The organism is Streptomyces sp. NPDC047974, assembly GCF_040653375.1.
Taxonomy (GTDB): Bacteria; Actinomycetota; Actinomycetes; order Streptomycetales; family Streptomycetaceae; genus Streptomyces.
The window spans coordinates 27,879-48,088 of sequence record NZ_JBEZNU010000024.1; the positions used below are offsets into that span (position 1 = coordinate 27,879).

General features: G+C 73.1%; 14 protein-coding genes. 7 read left to right on the forward strand and 7 right to left on the reverse strand.

Translation table 11 applies throughout. The features are described 5' to 3' along the window. Positions 1-7: 7 nt before the first annotated feature. Positions 8-1,381 (forward strand): FAD-dependent oxidoreductase, encoded by a 1,374-nt coding sequence (locus tag AB0E19_RS28510; protein ID WP_362185054.1) that lies wholly within the window; start codon positions 8-10, stop codon positions 1,379-1,381. A 30-nt stretch (positions 1,382-1,411) separates the two neighbouring features. On the opposite strand, the gene hemE is transcribed toward AB0E19_RS28510, so the two are convergent. After that, the gene (gene hemE, locus AB0E19_RS28515) at positions 1,412-2,488 is read right to left on the reverse strand and encodes a uroporphyrinogen decarboxylase (protein ID WP_362185055.1); all 1,077 of its coding nucleotides are present in this window, start codon (positions 2,486-2,488) and stop codon (positions 1,412-1,414) included. A gap of 90 nt (positions 2,489-2,578) precedes the next feature. Between hemE and AB0E19_RS28520 the strand changes: the two genes are divergently transcribed. From AB0E19_RS28520 to AB0E19_RS28540, 5 genes are all read left to right on the forward strand, one after another. Next, on the forward strand, positions 2,579-3,304 hold the full coding sequence (locus tag AB0E19_RS28520) for a DUF3000 domain-containing protein (protein WP_362185056.1): 726 nt from the start codon (positions 2,579-2,581) through the stop codon (positions 3,302-3,304). Between the two features lie 285 nt (positions 3,305-3,589). Beyond that, complete coding sequence (locus AB0E19_RS28525) at positions 3,590-4,255, forward strand: response regulator transcription factor (RefSeq protein WP_015037008.1); 666 nt, start codon at positions 3,590-3,592, stop codon at positions 4,253-4,255. A gap of 81 nt (positions 4,256-4,336) precedes the next feature. Next, positions 4,337-5,620, forward strand: coding sequence for a ribonuclease D (locus AB0E19_RS28530; RefSeq protein ID WP_362185057.1), 1,284 nt, complete (start codon positions 4,337-4,339; stop codon positions 5,618-5,620). A 200-nt stretch (positions 5,621-5,820) separates the two neighbouring features. Further along, on the forward strand, positions 5,821-7,035 hold the full coding sequence (locus AB0E19_RS28535; protein WP_362185058.1) for an acetyl-CoA C-acyltransferase: 1,215 nt from the start codon (positions 5,821-5,823) through the stop codon (positions 7,033-7,035). Further along, positions 7,032-9,170, forward strand: a complete 2,139-nt coding sequence (locus tag AB0E19_RS28540; RefSeq protein WP_362185059.1) for a 3-hydroxyacyl-CoA dehydrogenase NAD-binding domain-containing protein — start codon at positions 7,032-7,034, stop codon at positions 9,168-9,170. Before AB0E19_RS28535 ends, AB0E19_RS28540 begins: the two co-directional genes overlap by 4 nt. A gap of 73 nt (positions 9,171-9,243) precedes the next feature. Here AB0E19_RS28540 and AB0E19_RS28545 read toward each other — a convergent pair whose 3' ends face one another. From AB0E19_RS28545 to AB0E19_RS28570, 6 genes are read right to left on the reverse strand one after another with little or no spacing between them, the layout of a single operon-like run. Then, the gene (locus AB0E19_RS28545; RefSeq protein WP_362185060.1) at positions 9,244-10,137 is read right to left on the reverse strand and encodes an endonuclease/exonuclease/phosphatase family protein; all 894 of its coding nucleotides are present in this window, start codon (positions 10,135-10,137) and stop codon (positions 9,244-9,246) included. Between the two features lie 3 nt (positions 10,138-10,140). After that, a complete protein-coding gene (locus tag AB0E19_RS28550; RefSeq protein ID WP_362185061.1) occupies positions 10,141-11,538 on the reverse strand; it encodes a GDSL-type esterase/lipase family protein in 1,398 nt (465 codons plus the stop codon). Between the two features lie 39 nt (positions 11,539-11,577). Beyond that, complete coding sequence (locus AB0E19_RS28555; protein WP_362185062.1) at positions 11,578-13,674, reverse strand: glycosyltransferase family 4 protein; 2,097 nt, start codon at positions 13,672-13,674, stop codon at positions 11,578-11,580. Further along, positions 13,671-15,434, reverse strand: a complete 1,764-nt coding sequence (locus AB0E19_RS28560; RefSeq protein ID WP_362185063.1) for a stealth family protein — start codon at positions 15,432-15,434, stop codon at positions 13,671-13,673. Before AB0E19_RS28560 ends, AB0E19_RS28555 begins: the two co-directional genes overlap by 4 nt. After that, positions 15,431-17,047, reverse strand: coding sequence for a sugar phosphotransferase (locus tag AB0E19_RS28565; RefSeq protein WP_362185064.1), 1,617 nt, complete (start codon positions 17,045-17,047; stop codon positions 15,431-15,433). Before AB0E19_RS28565 ends, AB0E19_RS28560 begins: the two co-directional genes overlap by 4 nt. Before the next feature lie 15 nt (positions 17,048-17,062). After that, positions 17,063-18,676: a stealth family protein gene (locus AB0E19_RS28570; RefSeq protein ID WP_362185065.1), complete on the reverse strand. Its 1,614-nt coding sequence runs from the start codon at positions 18,674-18,676 to the stop codon at positions 17,063-17,065. 431 nt (positions 18,677-19,107) lie between these two features. Here AB0E19_RS28570 and AB0E19_RS28575 point away from each other — a divergent pair, with 431 nt between their 5' ends. After that, positions 19,108-20,160: an LCP family protein gene (locus AB0E19_RS28575; RefSeq protein ID WP_362185066.1), complete on the forward strand. Its 1,053-nt coding sequence runs from the start codon at positions 19,108-19,110 to the stop codon at positions 20,158-20,160. Positions 20,161-20,210 lie beyond the last annotated feature (50 nt).

The following is a 20,210-nucleotide window of genomic DNA, read 5'->3' on the forward strand; positions in this document are numbered from 1 at the left end:
TGGGCGCATGAGCGAACGACTGGTGATCATCGGCGGGGACGCGGCGGGCATGTCCGCCGCCTCGCAGGCGCGCAGGCTCAAGGGGCCCGGGGAGCTGGAGATCACGGCCTTCGAACGGGGCCGCTTCTCCTCGTACTCGGCCTGCGGCATCCCGTACTGGGTCGGCGGCGACGTGGCGGGGCGCGAGGAGCTGATCGCCCGCTCCCCGGAGGAGCACCGGGCGCGCGGGATCGACCTGCGGACGCGGACCGAGGTGACGGAGATCGACCTGGCCGGGCAGCGCGTTCTGGCCAGGGACCTGGCGGTCGGTACGGAGGCGTGGACGGGCTTCGACAAGCTGGTGATCGCGACGGGGGCGCGCCCGGCCCGGCCGGCGGTGCCGGGGATCGACGCGGCGGGCGTGCACGGGGTGCAGACCCTGGAGGACGGGCAGGCGCTGCTCGACTCGCTGGCCGGGACGGCGGGGCGGCGGGCGGTGGTCGTCGGCGCCGGGTACATCGGCGTGGAGATGGCCGAGGCGCTGCTGAACCGGGGCTACGAGGTGACGGTCCTCAACCGGGGCGAGCAGCCGATGGCGACGCTCGACCCCGACATGGGGCGCCTGGTGCACGCGGCGATGGACGGGCTCGGGATCCGTACGGTCGGCGCGTCGCCGGTGACGGGGATCCTCACGGGTGACGACGGCAGGGTCCGGGCGGTGGCCACGGACCGGGACGAGTACCCGGCGGACGTGGTGGTCCTGGGGACGGGTGTGGTGCCGGAGACCTCGCTCGCGGGGGCGGCGGGGCTGCCGCTCGGCGCGCACGGCGGGCTGCTGACGGACCTGTCGATGCGGGTGCGGGGGCAGGAGAACGTGTGGGCGGGCGGGGACTGCGTGGAGGTCCTGGACCTGGTGTCGGGCCGGGAGCGGCACGTGCCGCTGGGGACGCACGCGAACAAGCAGGGGCAGGTCATCGGCTCGAACGCGGGCGGTGACTACGCGACCTTCCCCGGGGTGGTGGGGACGGCGGTGTCGAAGGTCTGCGACCTGGAGATCGCCCGCACCGGGCTGCGGGAGAAGGACGCGCGCGAGGTCGGGCTGCGGTACGTGACGGTGACCGTGGAGTCGACGAGCCGGGCCGGGTACTACCCGGGGGCGGCACCGATGACGGTGAAGATGCTGGCCGAGAGGCGGACCGGGCGGCTGCTCGGGGTGCAGATCGTGGGCCGGGAGGGCGCGGCGAAGCGGGTGGACGTCGCGGCGGTGGCGCTGACGGCCCGGATGACGGTGGAGCAGATGACGGCGCTGGACCTGGGGTACGCGCCGCCGTTCTCCCCGGTGTGGGACCCGGTGCTGATCGCGGCCCGGAAGGCGGTGGCGGCGGTACGGGCGGCGGGCTGACCCCGCCGCCGTACCGCGCGGACCGTCGGGTCAGACGGCGGTGCGCTCGTGGACGTAGGCGACGAGGCGGGTGAGGGCGTCCGGGTCCATGGACGGCATGACGCCGTGGCCCAGGTTGAAGACGTGCCCCTCCAGGTCCTTCGCGGCGGCCAGGACCTCGTCGGTCTTGGCCTCGACGACCTCGGTGGAGGCGAAGAGGACGGCCGGGTCCAGGTTGCCCTGGAGGGCCTTGCCGGGGCCGACGCGGCGGGCGGCCTCGTCGAGCGGGACGCGCCAGTCGACGCCGACGACGTCCGCGCCGGCCTCGCCCATGAGGCCGAGGAGCTCGCCGGTGCCGACGCCGAAGTGGATGCGCGGGACGCCGTAGCCGGCGACCGCGTCGAAGACCTTGGCGGAGGCCGGGAGGATCGAGCGGCGGTAGTCGGCGGGGGCGAGGGCGCCGACCCAGGAGTCGAAGAGCTGGATCGCGGAGGCGCCGGCCTCGATCTGCACCTTCAGGAAGGCGGAGGTGATCTCGGCGAGGCGGTCGAGCAGGTCGGCCCAGAGCTGCGGGTCGCCGTACATGAGCGCCTTGGTGTGCTCGTGGTTGCGGGACGGGCCGCCCTCGACGAGGTAGCTCGCGAGGGTGAAGGGCGCGCCGGCGAAACCGATGAGCGGCGTGTCGCCGAGCTCCTCGGTGAGCATGCCGATGGCCTCGGTGACGTAGTGCACGTCGTCGGGGGTGAGGTCGCGCAGCCGGTCGAGGTCGGCGCGGGTGCGGATCGGGTCGGCGACGACGGGGCCCACGCCGGGCTTGATGTCGAGGTCGACGCCGATGGCCTTGAGCGGGACGACGATGTCGCTGAAGTAGATCGCGGCGTCGACCCGGTGGCGGCGGACGGGCTGGAGGGTGATCTCCTTGACCAGCTCGGGCCGCATGCAGGACTCCAGCATGGGGATGCCCTCGCGGACCTTCAGGTACTCGGGGAGGGAGCGCCCGGCCTGCCGCATGAACCAGACGGGAGTGTGCGGCACGGGCTCGCGCCGGCACGCCTTGAGGAACGCGGAGTCGTACGTCCGCGACTGCTGCTTCGTCTGCTGGCCCGTCGGGCTGTTCATGGCGCTCACGCCCAAATCTTCGCATGTGGCCGGAAGCCGCTCGTGCCGGGCGGGTGTCCCTCCCCGCATGGCGGCCCCGTTCCGCCTACTCTTCCCCGCATGGCTGCGGCTCAGGGACATTTTTCCGATCATTCCGACGGCATTCGAGGGACGGGCGACAAGGCGGAGAGTACGGCGGGGACCCCGGTGCCGGCGGCGTTCCGGAGGGCGGTGGAGGCACTGCGGACGGCACGGCTGCGGTCCGAGATGGAGGTCGAGCCGACCCGGCCGCCGCAGCGGCTCGCGCCGTACGCGTACGCGGTGGAGGCGGCGGTCGTGGACGGCGAGGAGGACCTCGCGGACGGGCGGCTCGTGCTGCTGCACGACCCGGCGGGCCACGAGGCCTGGAAGGGCACCTTCCGCCTGGTGACGCTGGTGCGGGCGGAGCTGGAGCCGGAGATGGCGGCGGACCCGCTGCTGCCGGAGGTGTGCTGGTCCTGGCTGACCGGGGCCCTGGAGGCGCGCGGGCTCGCGTACGGGGAGGCGAGCGGGACGGTCACGATGGCCGGCTCGCACTACTTCGGGGGGCTCGCGGAGCGGCGGCCGGCCACCCAGATCGAGATCCGGGCGTCCTGGACGCCCCGCGAGGGGCTCGGCGGGGTGCCGGACACGGCGGCCCACCTGGCGGCCTGGTCGGATCTCCTCTGCCAGATCGCGGGCCTGCCGCCGGCGCCGGCCGATCCGCCGGGGCCGACGGGTCCCTCGGGGGCGACGGGCCCGGCGGGGACGGTGTCGGGGGCGGGGGTCGTCTCGCTGCCCCAGCGGCGGGGGCCGCAGGGCGCCTGAGCGGTCCGGACAGGTGTGCGGCGGGACGGATGTCCAGGGGGCCCTTCGGGGCCCCCTCGGCGTTCGTACGGGGGGTCCCTCGTGGGGGTGAGGGAGCGGGGGCCGCTCGTAGGATGATCGATCGCGCGTCCGAATTGCCCTAATTGTTACTCACTAAATCGTGATCTTTCCCTAAAGGCGGGCGGCCCTGCTGCCGAAGGAGTCAATGACCCCTTCAGAGCACGGGTTCGCCCCCGGCTTCTTCCCCGAGCCGGCTCCGTCCCGCCCCTTCCCCCAGGAGGCCGAGTGTCCGTTCTGCTCGAGCAGCCCGCTAGCCTGGTCGCCTACCGCCCGAACAAGCCGACGGCCATGGTCGTCGTGGCCGACCCGCGCGTCCGCTCCACCGTCACCCGCCACCTGTGGGCGCTCGGCGTACGGGACGTGATCGAGGCGTCGTCCATCGCGGAGGCCCGTCCCCGCGTCGGCAACCCGCGCGACATCTGCGTGGCCGACGTCCACCTTCCCGACGGCAGCGGCCTCACCCTGCTGTCCGAGACCCGCGCCGCCGGCTGGCCCAACGGCCTCGCGCTCTCGGCCGCCGACGACATCGGCGCGGTGCGCAACGCCCTCGCCGGCGGCGTGAAGGGCTATGTCGTCACCGGCACGAGGACCAATATCGGCCACCCGACGCGTCCCGGCGCCGCGCCCATCGGCGCCGCGGCCGCCCGGCTCGGCCACCGCCGCCCCCCGGGTGCCCCGAGCCACCCGGGCGGCTACCGGGAGCTCTCCGGCCGTGAGGTCGAGGTGCTGCGGCTCGTGGCGGAGGGCCAGTCCAACAAGGCCATCGGCGTCTCCATGGGGCTCTCGGCGCTCACCGTGAAGAGCCACCTCGCCCGGATCGCCCGCAAGCTGGGCACCGGCGACCGGGCCGGCATGGTCGCCGTCGCACTGCGGACCGGGATCATCCACTGAGCCGGTCCTGACGGAAACGCGGCGCCTGCCGACGGAACGTTCCGTCGGCAGGCGCTTGCCGTCGGCGGATACCCTTGACAGGTGACCGACGCCCAAGAGACCGCGGCAGACACCGCACCGCGCACCACCGGGGGCGGCCCCCCGGACGAAAACGTCCCTGCGAACGGGCTTCCGATCCCGCTGCTGGAGCCCCGCGAGGGCATCCCGCCGGTCGTCGCGAGCGACGAGGCCCTCGCCCGGGTGATCGCCGCCTTCGCCGCCGGGCACGGGCCGGTCGCCGTCGACGCCGAGCGGGCCTCCGGCTACCGCTACGGCCAGCGCGCCTACCTCGTCCAGCTCCGCCGCGAGGGCGCGGGCACCGCGCTGATCGACCCGGTCGGCTGCCCGGACCTCTCCGGGCTCGGCGAGGCCCTCGACGGCACCGAGTGGATCCTGCACGCCGCCACCCAGGACCTCCCCTGCCTGCGGGACATAGGCATGCGCCCCTCCTCGCTCTTCGACACCGAGCTGGCCGGCCGGCTCGCGGGCTTCCCGCGCGTCGGCCTCGGCGCCATGGTCGAGTCCGTCCTCGGCTACGCCCTGGAGAAGGGCCACTCGGCGGTCGACTGGTCCAACCGCCCGCTGCCCGAGCCCTGGCTGCGCTACGCGGCCCTGGACGTCGAGCTCCTGGTCGACCTCCGCGACGCGCTGGAGAAGGAGCTGGACCGGCAGGGGAAGCTGGAGTGGGCCCACGAGGAGTTCGAGGCCATCGCCACCGCCCCGCCGGCGCCGCCGCGCAAGGACCCGTGGCGCCGCACCTCCGGCATGCACAAGGTCCGCCGGCGCCGCCAGATGGCGGTCGTACGGGAGCTGTGGACGGCCCGCGACCGGGTGGCCCAGCGGCGTGACGTCTCCCCCGGCAAGGTGCTGAGCGACGCGGCGATCGTCGAGGCGGCGCTCGCCGTCCCGGTGAACGTGGCCGCGCTGACCGCCCTGCCCGGTTTCGGGCACCGCATGGGCCGGCGCCAGCTGGAGCAGTGGCAGGCGGCGATCGACCGGGCCCGGGCCCTCCCCGAGAGCGAGCTGCCGCAGCCCGGGCAGCAGCCGGCCGGACCTCCCCCGCCGCGCGCCTGGGCTGACAAGGACCCGGCGGCCGCCGCCCGGCTCTCCGCCGCCCGCGCCGGGGTCACGGCCCTCGCCGAGGAGCTGCACCTGCCGCAGGAGAACCTGATCACCCCGGACACCGTCCGCCGCGTCTGCTGGGAGCCCCCGGCCCGCGGGGACCGGGACGCCGTCGTGGCCGCCCTCACCGCCTACGGCGCCCGCCGCTGGCAGGTCGGCCTGGTGACCCCGCTCCTGGTGGAGGCCCTCTCCGCGAAGGCGTGACCCGTGTCCCGCCCCGCGCGTCGAAGCCCCCGGCACCCTCCCCGGTGCCGGGGGCTTCCCCGTACGCCGGGGTGTGACCTTCGCCGCTTGGCCCCCAGGGGGTGGGCAGCTTGGTTACCCGCAAGTAGCATGGGGGGAAGCAAGCGCACGCTTAGTGGTGCGCCGCAGCAGTGCCGTCCCGCACCTGGAGGAGAGCCATCGTGCCTCGTACCGTCAGGGACGTCGTCTTCGTCGACGGCGTCCGCACCCCGTTCGGCAAGGCGGGCCCGAAGGGCATCTACCACGAGACCCGCGCCGACGACCTCGTCGTGAAGGCCATCCGGGAGCTGCTGCGCCGCAACCCGGCCCTCGACCCGGCGAAGATCGACGAGGTCGCGATCGCCGCGACGACCCAGATCGGCGACCAGGGCCTCACCCTCGGCCGCACCGCCGGCATCCTCGCGGGCCTCCCGCAGTCCGTGCCCGGCTACTCGATCGACCGCATGTGCGCCGGTGCGCTCACGGCCGTGACGAGCGTCGCCGGCTCCATCGCCTTCGGCGCCTACGACGCCGTCATCGCCGGCGGTGTCGAGCACATGGGGCGTCACCCCATGGGCGAGGGCGTGGACCCGAACCCGCGCTTCGTCAGCGAGAAGCTGGTCGACGAGTCCGCCCTCTTCATGGGCATGACCGCCGAGAACCTGCACGACCGCTACCCGAGCATCACCAAGCAGCGCGCCGACGAGTACGCCGTGCGCTCGCAGGAGAAGGCCGCCAAGGCCTACGCGGACAACAAGATCCAGCCCGACCTGGTGCCGATCTCCGTCCGCCGCACCAACGCCGAGGCGGGCGAGACCGGCTGGGGCCTGGTCACCGCCGACGAGCCGATGCGCCCGGGCACCACGCTGGAGTCGCTGGCCAACCTGAAGACGCCGTTCCGCGTCCACGGCAACGTCACCGCGGGCAACGCGGCCGGCCTGAACGACGGCGCCACCGCCTCGATCATCGCCTCCGAGGACTTCGCCCGGGCGAACGACCTCCCGGTCAAGATGCGCCTCGTCTCGTACGCCTTCGCCGGCGTCGAGCCCGAGGTCATGGGCTACGGCCCGATCCCGGCGACCGAGAAGGCCCTGGCCCAGGCCGGCCTCTCGATCGACGACATCGGTCTCTTCGAGATCAACGAGGCCTTCGCCGTCCAGGTCCTCGCGTTCCTGGAGCACTACGGCATCGCCGACGACGACGCGCGCGTCAACCAGTACGGCGGCGCCATCGCCTACGGTCACCCGCTGGCCTCCTCCGGCGTCCGTCTGATGACGCAGCTGGCGCGCCAGTTCGAGGAGAACCCGCAGGTCCGTTACGGCCTCAACACCATGTGCGTCGGCTTCGGCATGGGCGCGACGGTCATCTGGGAGAACCCCCACTGGGAGGGCAAGTGAGCACCACCGCCGAGCTTCTGAAGGGCGCCGCCGAGCTCTTCCCGGACGAGGTCGTCACCTCGGCCCACGTGCGCCACTTCGAGCTGCCCTTCGGGGCCGGCCGTTTCGCGCTGATCACGCTGGACAACGGCTTCGACCACACCAAGCCGACCACCTTCGGCCCGCAGTCCCTCGCCAACCTGAACACGGCGATCGACCAGGTCGAGGCCGAGGCCGCGAACGGCGAGATCGTCGCCGCCGGCCTCACCGGCAAGCCGTTCATCTTCGCCGTCGGCGCCGACCTCAAGGGCGTCGAGCTGCTGAAGAAGCACGACGAGGCGCTCGCCATCGGCAAGGGCGGCCACGACGTCTTCAAGCGGCTCTCCGCGCTCGCCGTGCCGACCTTCGCGTACTACAACGGCGCGGCCATGGGCGGCGGCGTCGAGGTCGGTCTGCACTGCACCTACCGCACCGTGTCGAAGGCCCTCCCGGCCTTCTCGCTCCCCGAGGTCTTCCTCGGCCTGGTGCCCGGCTGGGGCGGCTGCGCGATCCTCCCGAACCTGATCGGCGCCGAGAAGGCCGTCCAGGTCATCATCGAGAACTCGCTCAACCAGAACCGGCAGCTCAAGGGCAAGCAGGTCTTCGAGCTCGGCATCGCCGACGCGCTCTTCGAGGGCGCCGACTTCCTGGAGCAGTCGCTCATCTGGACCGCCGGCGTGCTGAACGGCTCCGTCGCCGTCGAGCGCCCGGAGATCGACCGGGGCGAGGGCTGGGACGCCGCCGTCGCCAAGGGCCGCGCGGTCGCCGACTCCAAGGTGCACGGCGCCGCCCCGGCCGCCTACCGCGCCCTCGACATCATCGAGGCCGCCAAGGACGGCGACCTGCAGAAGGGCTTCGACGCCGAGGACCAGGCCCTCGCGGACCTGATCATGGGCGGCGAGCTCCGCTCCGGCATCTACGCCTTCAACCTGGTGCAGAAGCGCGGCAAGCGCCCCGCCGGCGCCCCGGACAAGTCCCTGGCGCGCCCGGTCACCAAGGTCGGCGTCGTCGGCGCCGGTCTGATGGCCTCGCAGCTCGCCCTGCTCTTCCTGCGCCGCCTGGAGGTCCCGGTCGTCCTGACCGACATCGACCAGGAGCGCGTCGACAAGGGCGTGGGCTACGTCCACGGCGAGATCGACAAGCTGCTCGGCAAGGGCCGCATCAACCAGGACAAGGCCAACCGTCTCAAGGGCCTGGTCTCCGGTGTCCTCGACAAGGCCGAGGGCTTCGCGGACGCGGACTTCATCATCGAGGCCGTCTTCGAGGAGATGTCCGTCAAGCAGAAGGTGTTCGCGGAGGTCGAGGCGGTCGCCCCGGCGCACGCGATCCTCGCCACCAACACCTCCTCGCTGTCGGTCTCCGAGATGGCGTCCAAGCTCCGGCACCCGGAGCGCGTGGTCGGCTTCCACTTCTTCAACCCGGTCGCGATCCTCCCGCTCCTGGAGATCGTCCGCGGCGAGCAGACGGACGACGCCTCGCTCGCCACCGCCTTCGGCGTGGCGAAGAAGCTGAAGAAGACCGCGGTCCTCACCAAGGACGCCCCGGCGTTCGTCGTGAACCGCATCCTGACCCGCTTCATGGGCGAGATCCAGAACGTCATCGACGAGGGCACCTCGGTCGAGACGGCCGAGAAGGCCATCGAGCCCCTCGGTCTGCCGATGTCCCCGCTGGTCCTCCTGGAGCTCGTGGGCCCGGCCATCGGCCTGCACGTCTCCGAGACCCTGAACCGCGCCTTCCCGGAGCGCTTCACCGTCTCCCCCAACCTGAAGGCGGTCGTCGAGGCCGGCAAGCGCGGCTTCTACGTCTACAAGCCGGAGAACGGCTTCAAGCCGGAGCTCGACCCCGAGGTCGCCGCGCTGCTCAAGCAGGGCGACACCGTCCTCACCGAGCAGCAGGTCCGCGACCGCGTCCTCGACGCGGTGGCGCAGGAGATCGGCCTCATGCTGGAGGAGGGTGTCGTCGCCGAGGCGCAGGACATCGACCTCTGCCTGATCACCGGCGCCGGCTGGCCCTTCCACCTGGGCGGCATCACGCCGTACCTGGACCGCGAGGGCGTCTCCGAGCGCGTCAACGGCAAGCGTTTCCTGGCGCAGGGCGTGGCGAGCGTCCCGGCGTAAGCGGTAGCGCGTACCGAGGTCCGGCATCCCTCCGCGGGGTGCCGGACCTCGGCGTTTCCGGGGGCCGCGGGGGTCAGCGCGGGCCGGTGCGCTCCAGCCGGGCCAGCAGCATCGCGTGGTCCGACTCCGGGAAGTCCCGGACGAGCGTGGTGCCGGAGCCGAAGTGGCGGCGGTCGGCGAAGACGTAGTCGATCTTCCGCCCGTCCGCGGTGGGCGCGTCCGTCCGGTCCGCCTCCAGGAAGCGGGTGCGGAACCGGTCGACGGCGGGCGCGTCGGGCGGCAGGTTGAGGTCGCCGGCGACGATCAGCGGGGTTCCCGCGGGGAAGCGCGACTCGTCGGCGGTCCAGGCCCGGATCTCGTCGAGCTGCCCCGGGACCGCCGCGTAGGTGTGCGCGGTGCAGACGGTCAGGGGGCCGTCGCCGTGCCGGGTCCGCGCGCAGAGCAGGCCCCGGTGGACGGGCTCGGCGCGGCCCGCGTTGCGGTAGGTCTCCCCGCCGGTGTCCGTGAAGGCCCGGAACTCGGGGGCCCCGTCGCGTACCGGCTCACGGCTGAGGACGGCGGTGCCGAAGCCGCCCGAGGGGCCACAGGCGGGCACGTTGGTGAGCCCGCCCTGGAAGGTGCCGTCCATGGGCGCCCCGGCGGCGGCGAGCCGCTCGCGCAGGGCGGTGTACTGGGTGCGGCAGACCTCGTTGAGGGTGATCACGTCCGGCCGGGAGCTCCGGGCCTCGGTGACGATCCGGGCCACCGAGGTGCCCCGGCCCCATCCTCCGGCGTTCCACGGGCAACCGGTCGCCGCGCCGCACATGTTGTAGTGCAGGACGGAGACCTCCCGCGCGCCGTCCCGGTCCCGGCCGGTGTCCCCGGCCGGGCCGGGGACACCCGGGAGCAGGAGGCCGGCGAGCAGCGCCCCGAGGAACACCAGGCCGGAGAGGGGAAGCCAGAGACGGACGTCGCGGAACGGGGGCACGTCCTACCAGTCGCCGGTGAACGGCCGGTGCCCGCAGACCTCGCCGCAGTCGTGGACCCGGGAGCCTCCGGCCGAGCGGATGGGGCTGTCCTCCGGGATGCCGACGACCGTGAAGGTCCGCTCCGCGGGCGCGGACTCCTGCGCGCCGAACAGGGCGATGGCCTGGACCGTGTGGGTGCCGGCCCGCCAGGCGTGGCCGTGGGTGAAGCCCCACTTGCCGTCGTCGCCGACCGCCGTGGCGCCGATGAGGACGCCGTCCTCCATCAGCACGATCTTGGTCGTGCCGGGCTGGGCGGTGCCCGTGAAACGGGGCCGCGGACTCGCGTACGCGCCCGCCTGCGGAGCGGTGATCACCGGCGGCTCGACCTCGGTGCGCACCGTGAACGAGCGCTCGGAGATGGGCGTACAGCCGTCGGCCCGCAGTCCGACGCAGCGGACGAGGTGGGGGCCCGCCTCCCAGTTGACGGCGCGGCGCCAGGTCCACTTTCCGTCGGAACCGACCTGCGCGCCGCCGAGGTAGTGCCCGTACTCGAAGAAGAGCAGGTAGTCGGTGCCGGGCGAGGCGGTGCCGGAGAACTTCAGCATCGGGCCGGTGGTGCCGTCCGGCTCCGGACGGGCGAGGACGGGTGCCTCGCCGCTCCGCTGGGGGTAGTCGAGCGCGGACCGCGGGGAGTTGACCAGGAACTCCTTGGAGACCTCGGGCATCCCGGCAGGGGCCGAGAGCGCCGCGACGTCCACGTCGCTCTGGGGGACGACGCCGTGCCGGCAGAGGCCGGCCACGACCATCCGGGCCACCTCGTAGGCGCCGGCGTCGTTGAAGTGGGTGGAGTCGATGTTGCCCTCGGGGTGCAGGGGGTGCTCGCCCGCGTCCACCCAGCAGAAGTACTGGCGCAGCCGGGTGGGGCCGATCTCGGCCCAGCGCTCCATGGTCGCCCGGTTCAGATCGATGAGCGGGAGGCCCGCCTCGGCGGCGAACTCCCGGGTGGCCTCCGGATACGCACCGAGGGTGTCCACGACGTCGCCCTGCGGTCCGAAGGAGTAGCGCGCCGCGGAGGTGACCACGACCGGCGTGCCGCCGGCGCCCTGGACGTAGGCGGCGAAGAGGCGGAGGAGTTCCTTGTACTCGGGGACGGGCACGTACCGCATCCCGTTGTGGATCATGTGGTCCACGCAGCCGAAGCCGAGCAGCACGATGTCGCCGGGCTTCATGCGGTTGAGGAGGCCGGGCAGCCGCTCGGTGAAGTACTTGCGCGTGGTCATCGCGCTGCGGGCGTAGTTGGCGACCTCGTAGGGGCCCACGAGGAGTTCCTCGATCTTCTGGCCCCAGCCCGCCATCGGGGCCTCCTCCTCCGTGCGAGGAGCGGCGACGGAGTCGCCGAGTACGAATATCGTGCGCTTCACTTCGTTCCAATCCATGGGATGCGCTCCGGTCCGGAGGGGCTAGCGGTCGACCACGTTGACGGCCATGGCTCCCGACACCGAGGTGTAGGGGCGGACGCGCACGGGACGGGAGGGGTGGACGACGACGAAGGGCGAGACCTCGTCGGGCACCGGGACGACCGGGTGGGCATAGGAGCCCTTGACGTCCGGGAAGTCCTCGAAGAGGTGGCAGACGCGCAGCCGGCGGCGGTCCAGGGGGTCGGGCTGGAGCCACCAGTCCCAGTCCTCCCAGCGCTCCAGGCGCACGTCGACGAGCTCGCGCAGGGGGATGTCGACGGTGAACTCGTGGGAGCCGAGCAGCCGCGCCGGCACCGCGATCTCGTCGCGGTGGTGACCGCGGCGCACCATGAGGAACCGGGCGCCGGGGGCGAGCGGCCGCCCGGCGCAGAGGACGCCGCGGGCGGTGACCGAGTCGTCGGTGACGGTGAGCTCGGTGCACTCCACGTGCGCGTCGCGCAGGACGGTACGCAGCATGAGCTTGCCGTTCGGCTGGGCGTACGGGAGGTTCCAGCGGACCGGGCTGTGCTGGGGGTACGCCAGCAGGCGGGCGCGGGCGGTGATGAGGGCGCGGGTGTCCCGGATGCCCGCCTTCATGTGCACGGACTCGCCCTTGGCGGAGACCATCTGGACCCGCCAGCGGCCGTCCCCGAGGTGGTCCAGGGCGGACGGGGGCAGGGTGGCGGTGTAGCGGGTCGCGCCGGTCGGGAGCGGGGCGCGGTCGGTGTCGAGGTCCAGGTCGGGCTGCCGGTCGTCGCCGGTGGCCGCGTGGCGCAGCCGGAAGCTCCAGCGGAGCCGGCCGTCCTCGGGGCCGTCGACGGTGAGCCGCAGCCGGCCCGTCTCGTCGGCGACCGTGTGCACCACGCTGGTCCGGACGGCGGCGGGCGGCGCGTCGCTGCCCGGGCCGCGGCGCAGCGGCTTCCGCTTCGGCGCGCGGTACTTGCCGTCCCTGCCGGCCCGGCGCTCGGCCGCCTCCTCGAAGAGGTCGGTGTACCGGTCGGCGACGACGGCGGGGTCGTACCGGGCGGAGTTGTGCAGGGCGGCCGCGCCCATGGCGGCGCGCAGGGCGTCGTCGGCCATGAGCCGGCGCAGTCCTCCGGCGATCGCGTCGACGTCGCCGTTGGGCACGAGGAGGCCGTCCTCGCCGTCCCGCAGGATCTCCCGGGGGCCGACGGGGCAGTCGGTGGAGACGACGGGGAGGCCGCAGCGCATGGCCTCGACCAGCGTCATGCCGAAGGACTCGGCGCTGGAGGTCACGGCCGCGATGGAGCCCTTGGCCCACTCCGACTCGATCGGGGAGAAGCCGCCCATGAGCAGGGCGCGGCCGGTGAGCCCCAGGTCGGTGACGAGGGCGCGGAGCTTGCCCGCGTCGGCGCCGTCGCCGTAGATGCGCAGCTGCCAGTCGGGGAACTCGTCGGCGATCTGGCCGAAGGCCCGGACCAGCAGGTCGTACCGCTTGATCGGGTGGATGCGGCCGGCGCTGACGACGATCTTGCGGGTTCCGTCGGAGGGGGCGACGACGGGCTGGGGCACGCTGTTGGGGATGCCGGTGACCGGCACGCCGTCGATCGGGGTGTTCTCCCGGAAGGACCGGGCGTCGGCGTCGGTCACCGTGGTGATCGCGTCGAGCCTCGGGTAGACCCGGGCCATCTCCTCGCGGACCGCCGGCGGGATCGCCAGGTGGGTCATGTGCTCCTGGGCGACCCGCAGCGCGGAGTCCCGGGTGAAGCGGGCGACGAAGAGGTTCAGGCTCGGCCGGGTCCCGATGACGACGTCGGCGTCGGTCTTCCGCAGGTACTCGGTGATCCGCTCGTCGGAGAGCCGGCTGTACTGGGCGTAGAACTCCTCCTGGCGGGGGACGACGGACGTCGGCTCGGCGAGCCCGTCCGCGCCCCGGTCGGCGCCGGAGCCGGCCCGCAGGTCGACCAGGGCGCGCACGGTGACCTGCGGGGAGATCTCGAACTTGGTGGTGCCGGCCCGGCGGAAGACCGAGACGATCTCGACCTCGTGGCGGGCGGAGAGCGCCTCGGCGAGGTTGATCACGGTTCGGTTGGTGCCGCCGATGCCGTAGATGTTGTTGATCAGGAAGGAGACCTTCACCGGACCTGAGGTTCCTTCCACTCGAAGGGGCTGGGTATCGGGTAGTAGGCGCGGAGGAACCGCGCCAGCTGGTCGAACTGCCGGGCCACGTCCTGGCCGTCGGAGAGGGTGTCGTTGATGCAGAACGCCTGCCGGTCCCGGCGGGCGAGCAGGATGCCGAAGCGCCGCTCGATCTCGGCGCGGGAGAGGTCCAGGTAGGCGAAGCGGATGTCCGAGGGGACGGCGCGTCCGGTGAAGTAGGCGTAGTAGTGGTACAGCGACGACGGGATGGAGATGTCGGTGGCGCTGCGGAACCGGCTGAAGGTGGTGGCCCGGTGCTGGTCGGCGAAGGCCTGCTCGATCTCCAGGAGCACGCTGCGGCGCAGCGGGTAGGGGGCGTGCCGCATCTTCTGCACGATCGAGGAGCCGAAGCAGGCCTCCAGGATGCGCCGGTTGTTCTTGCCCGCCGCGTCCACCGGGCGGTCGCCGAAGGAGCGTTCCCACTGCGGCACCTTCGACGGCGACAGGAAGATCCGGGTCATGCCGTTGGACAGGAAGAAGTCCTGGGGCGTGACGGGGCTGCCGAGGAACATGTCGTCGTTGAAGTACAGGAAGTGCTCGGAGAGGCCGTCGATGTGGTGCAGCCGGCTCTCGATGGCGTGCGAGTTGAAGGTGGGCAGCGCGGAGGGGTCGTCGAAGATCTCGGTGTGGTCGACGACGCGGATGCGCGGGTGGTCCGGGTCGAGCCAGTGCGGCCGCTGGCGGTCGGTGACCAGGTAGATCCGGCGTATCCAGGGCGCGTTCTGGGCCAGCGACCGCAGGGAGTACCGCAGTTCGTCGCGGCTGATGTAGCGGGCGGCGTTGGCGGACTCGGCGTGGTAGCCGGTGTCGCCGTACCGGGCCCGGCGCTCGCGCCAGGCCGGGTCGTCGCCGTCCACCCAGGTGTAGACGGCGTCCACGGGGAAGAGGACGTCCTCGGGCAGCGGGACGGCGCACGGCTCGATGGTGCGGACGGTACGGGTGCGGCGGCCGTGGAGGGCGGCGAAGCCGGTGAGCCGGCTGATGGGCACGTCGACGCGGGGCGCGCCGGCCGCGACGTCCTCGGTGACGCGGTTGGGCCGGGGTGCGACGAGACGGCCGTCCTCGGGCCGCCAGAACTCGACGTCGCAGCCGTACTCCAGGCCGAGCGGAAGGGTGCCGCCCGGGTCGCGCCAGACCATGCCGACCCGGATCGCCGAGGCACCGGCGGTCGCCTTCCGGCCCCGGCGGTCGCCGGCGAGGGCGGGCCGGCCGTGGGACTCGCCGCCGAGCCACCGGGTCACGTACACCGGGGTCTGCTCCCCGGCGCGGACGAGTGCCTCGCGGACCCGCTCGCGGTCGGCCGCGGAGACGGCGACGCAGGCGCGGAACTCGGAACCGCCCCGGACGGCGAAGTGGTCGACGCCGGCGGCGTCGAGCGCCGAGGCGACGAGTTCGAGATTGGCCTCGCGCAGCCCGAGCGGCGAGGCGGTGGGCCGGACGAGGGCGATGAGCGCGCCCTGGTCGACGAGGGTGGCGAGCCGCTCCCCGCCGGTGAAGAGGTGGGGCCAGCGGCGCCGGGCGCTGCGGGCCCGCAGCGAGCGGAACAGGCCGAGGCCCTGCTGGATCCTCCGGAGCAGGCGCTTCACCAGCGTGCGCAGGCCCATCGGCACCCGGCGGGCGATGGCGCGGCGCAGCGAGGTGGGCAGCAGGGCGCGGTAGATCCCGACGGCGGCGGACGCCTCGGGGTTGAGCGTGGTCATGCGCCGGAGTCCCCCTCCGCGCCCGCGGGCTCCTCGAAGGGGCTCGCGACCGGGAAGTAGCGGCGGAGGAAGCGTACGGCGGTCGCCGTGCCGCCCTGGCCCCGCGCCTCGGCGGTGTCGAGGCCGAAGAGGTGGAACTGCTGGGCGTCCCGGCGGACCAGGAGCCGGTCGAGCCAGCGCCCGAGGCCGGGCATGGCGGCGTGCAGGGCGACGGTCGTCTCGCCGGAGGGGTCCGCGACGCCGGCGCAGCGGGCCGAGTGGTGGACCAGCCCGTCGAGCGGGTGGGTGCCGGGGAGCGCGGGGGTCCGCTGGGTGTCGAGGAGGCTGCCGTCCCGGTCGTAGCCCTGGTCGATCGCGGCGAGGACGTGACGGGTGTACGGCTGCGGGCCGCTGCCGTAGCCGTGGGCGACGGCGCGGGTGGTGAAGGCGAAGGCGGTGCTGGTCCAGGGGGCCGCCGCCTCGGCGGCGGTCCACGGTCCGCGGCGCGGCCGCGTGCCGCCCAGCGGGGTGAAGAAGTCGAAGGAGCGGACCGGGCGGGCGAGGACCGCGCCGGGCCGGAAGAGCAGGAAGTGCTCGGCGAGGTCGGGCAGTTCGTGCAGCCGGGTCTCGGCGTCCGGGGCCCCGCCGTAGGGCGACAGCCGGTCACCGGGGAGGACCCACTCGGGCAGCGGGGCCGAGGCGACGACGTGGACGTGGCGGATCCAGGGGGCGTACTGGTGCAGCGAGCGCAGGGTGGCCCGCAGCAGCGCCTCCGCCCAGTCGCCGGTGTGCTGCAGCAGGACGACGGCGTCGACGGGGAAGGTGATCTCCTCGACCCGGACGATGTCGAAGGCCTCGGGTATCCGGGTCGGCTCGCCGGACGGGACGAGGTCGCTGTAGCCGGTGAGCCGGTGGTGCTCCGCCTCCATGGTGGCGGCGCCGACGGGCACGACCCGCTGCACCCGGTTGGGGCGGGGGCCGACGAGCCGGGCCGTGGGCAGGTCGTTGTTGACGGACCAGAACTCGATCTCGACGCCCTGGTCCTCACCGACCGGCAGGGAGCCGGTGGGGTCGGTGCGCAGCCAGACAAGGCGGATGACCCGGGCCTTGGCGTACGACTTCCACGCCTTCAGGTGGCTTCCGGGCATGTTCAGGCCCGAGGGGTCCGCGGGGGACACCGAGCAGACGTAGCCGGTCTGCTCCTCCAGGACGGCGCGCAGCACCCGGCGTACGGCGGGCTTGTGCTCCTTCGGCACGGCGAGGGCGGTACGGCGGTCGTCCAGCGCGGGGACCGCGAACCAGGGGATGCCCGCCATGTCGAGGGCGGACGTCACCAGGTCGTGGTCGATGCGGCGGGCGAGGTCGGCCGTCAGTCCGGCGTGGACGTGGACGACGCGCCCCTCCGCGTCCGTGACGCGGCCCTCGGGCCGCGAGGCGAGGCCGGCGTCCCGCAGCTGCCTGAGGCTGCGCCGGTGCAGCCGGGACTCGCGCTCGGCGAGGGTGCGCGCGAGCTGGGACTTCACCTTGCGGCGGACCCTCGGCGGCACGCTGGTGGCGGCGGCGGCGCGCAGCGGCTGCGGGACGTAGTTCTTGTAGATGCTCGCGGCCGAGCCCATGGACCCCGGTTCAGACATGACGACGGCTCCTGTTCACCGTTCGTAGGGGCTGGGGGTCGGGAAGTAGGCGTTGAGGAAGCCGTCGAGGAGTTCCTGCTGCGCCTCCAGGTCCTCCGGGGTGGAGAAGGCGTCGTTGAGGCAGAAGGAGTCCTGGTCGCGGCCGTCGAGCAGCCGCTGGAGCCGGTCGGCGAGGTCCGGGACGGCCAGCTGGAGGTAGGTGAAGGGCATCGAGCCCGGCTGCGCGCGGCCGGTGAGGGCCGCGTAGTACAGCGCGAAGGACGAGGTCGGCGAGAGGTCCGTCATCGCCCGGAAGCGGCTGGCGGAGGTGCGGGCCCAGGCCTCGGGGAACTCGGCCTCCGCCTCGTCCATGGCGCTGCGCCGCAGGGCGTACGGGATGTGCTCCATGGGCTGGGTGATGACCCGGCCGAAGCGGGCGCGCAGCAGCGCGCGGTTGTTCTTGCAGGCCGCGTCGACGGGGGAGTCGGTCTCGACGACCGGGCCCTGCGGGATGCGGTTCCTGGACGGGAAGTAGCGGGCGGTGCCGGTGGGGGTGAAGAAGGCGTGGGGCGCCACCGGCCGGCCGATGAACATGTCGTCGTTGAAGTAGAGGAAGTGCTCGGCGAGGCCGTCGATGTGGTGCAGCTGGCTCTCGATGGAGTGCGAGTTGAACGTCGGCAGGTCGGCCGGGTTCCGGAAGACCTCGCGGTGGCTGACGACGCGGATGCCGGGCAGGTCCTCGCGCAGCCACGGCGGGACCTGGTCGTCGGTGACGATGTAGACCGTGCGGATCCAGGGCGCGAAGAGGTGCAGCGACCTGACCGAGTAGCGGAGCTCGTCGCGGCTGATGAAGCGGGCGTCGCTCGCCGACTCGGCGTGGTACGCCTCGCCCTTCGCGGCGGCCTTGCGGCGGGCCCAGGCGGGGTCCTGGCCGTCGACCCAGGTGTAGACGGCGTCGACGGGGAAGGAGATGTCCTCGGCGGAGGGCACGAGGAACTCCGGCCTGGTGAACAGGGGCGGGGCGTCGTCCTCCGGGGTGTGGTCGGAGACGAAGCGGCTGAACAGCCGGGCGGCGCCGCCGACCCGGACGCCGTGGGCGGCGACGGACCAGGTGGTGCGGTTGGGGCGGGGAGCGAGGAGACGGTCGCCCTGGCGGGTCCAGAACTCGATCGTGGCGCCGTACTCGTGGCCGAGGACGAGGTGGCCGCCCGGGTCGGTCTGGAGCCAGCTGATCCGGATGGCGACGGCGGCGCGCACGTCCCGCCAGGCACGGGGGTCCTTGGCGGGCAGCGGGCCCGTGGGCCTGGCGGGCTCGCGGCGGTACACGGTGAGGTGGCCCGGGTACTCGCCCAGGTGCTGGAAGAGGCCGCCGAGCACCCGCTCGCGGTCCTCCTCGGCCACCGCGACGACGGTGCCGTGGTCGGAGGTGCCGCGGACCGCGAAGTAGTCGACCCCGAGGTGGTCCAGGAGCTCGGCGACGGCCACCCGGTTCATCTCGCGGGCGGCGAGCGGACGGGCCTGCTCATGGACGTACGCCCACTCGCCCGCGTCGCCGACCGGCATCATGCGCGGCGGCTCCTGCGGTACGACGGCGCGGTCCCCGCTCACGAGGCCGTCCACGGTCGGTGCCGTGTGCACGGGCGCGGTCATCCGCCCCTCCCCTCCCTGCTCCTGCCGAGCGGTCCGGCGCACCGGACCGTCCCGTGGCACGCCACGGGAAAAACACTGCTGATGGATCGACGTGATCGGGCCGATCGGGCTCCGTCGCACCGATCCGCGCCCAGCCGGCGGCGGCCCTCCCCTGCCGCGCCCGCTCGCTGCCCACCCCCCTGTCCGACGGGGGCGGTCGAACCGCCCCCGAGAGACGTCCCCGAGTTCACAGACTTCTCACGCTACACATACTTTAAGGTCTGTTTCTGTTCGGGTGGGAACCAATCTTGAGTGATAAGCGTCCCGTCCCGTGATCGAAACATTTGTCTATAGTGCGGGGTCAGCCTGTTGATCCTGTGGACCGGCCTTCCCCCCACCCGAGTCCCCACGTCTGCCCGCACTGGGCCCACGAGCATTGGACTCGCGCACACATGACCGACACAGCCACGCGTTCCCGCAAGGCACCCCGCAAGCGCCGCAGGACAGGCCGCATCGTCCTGATCACCTTCCTGGTCCTGCTCCTCGCCGCGGGCGGCGGGCTGTACTGGATGTACAGCAGCATCGACGGCAACATCAAGGCCGTCGACATCGACAAGGCGCTCGGCGACGACCGGCCGGAGAAGCTCCCCACCAGCGGGCAGAACCTGCTGGTCCTGGGCTCGGACTCGCGCGCCGGCGACAACGGGGACCTGGCCGGCGGTGCGGTCGGCGGCGGCCGCTCCGACACCACGCTCGTGGTGCACATACCCGAGGGCCGCACCGAGGCCGTCGCCGTCAGCATCCCCCGCGACACCCTGGTCACCCGGCCCGAGTGCACGGGCCGCGACGGCGCCACCGCCCCCTCCAAGAAGCGTGTGATGTTCAACTCCGTGTACGCGCAGTACGGCCCCGCCTGCGTCGCCAAGACCGTGGAGGCGATGTCCGGCGTCCGCCTCGACCACTTCATGGAGATCGACTTCGCCGGCTTCAAGGACCTGGTCGACACCATCGGCGGCGTCACCGTCGACGTGAAGGAGCCGATCGACGACAAGCAGTCCGGCCTCCACCTCGAAGCCGGCCGGCAGAAGCTCGACGGCACCCAGTCCCTCGCCTTCGTCCGCACCCGCCACGGCGTCGGCGACGGCTCCGACCTGGGCCGCATCTCCCTCCAGCAGCAGTTCCTCACGGCGCTGCTCACCGAGGTGAAGAACCAGGACCTGCTGAGCAGCCCCGCGAAGTCCTACAAGATCGCCGACTCGGCGACCAAGGCGCTCACCACCGACTCCGAGCTCGCCTCGCTCACGGCGCTCGGCGACTTCGGCCGCAGCCTCAACGGCGTCGACCCGCAGAACATGGAGACGATCATGCTGCCGGTCGCCTACGACAAGATCGACCCCAACCGCGTGGTCGCCTACGAGCCCAACGCCTCCCAGCTGTGGAAGGCGATCCGCGAGGACGCGGAGATCCCGGCCGCCGCGAAGAAGTCCCCCGCGACGGGCGGCTGACCCGCCCGCCCCTCCCCCGGACACACCGGTGCCCCGGGCCCCTCACGAGA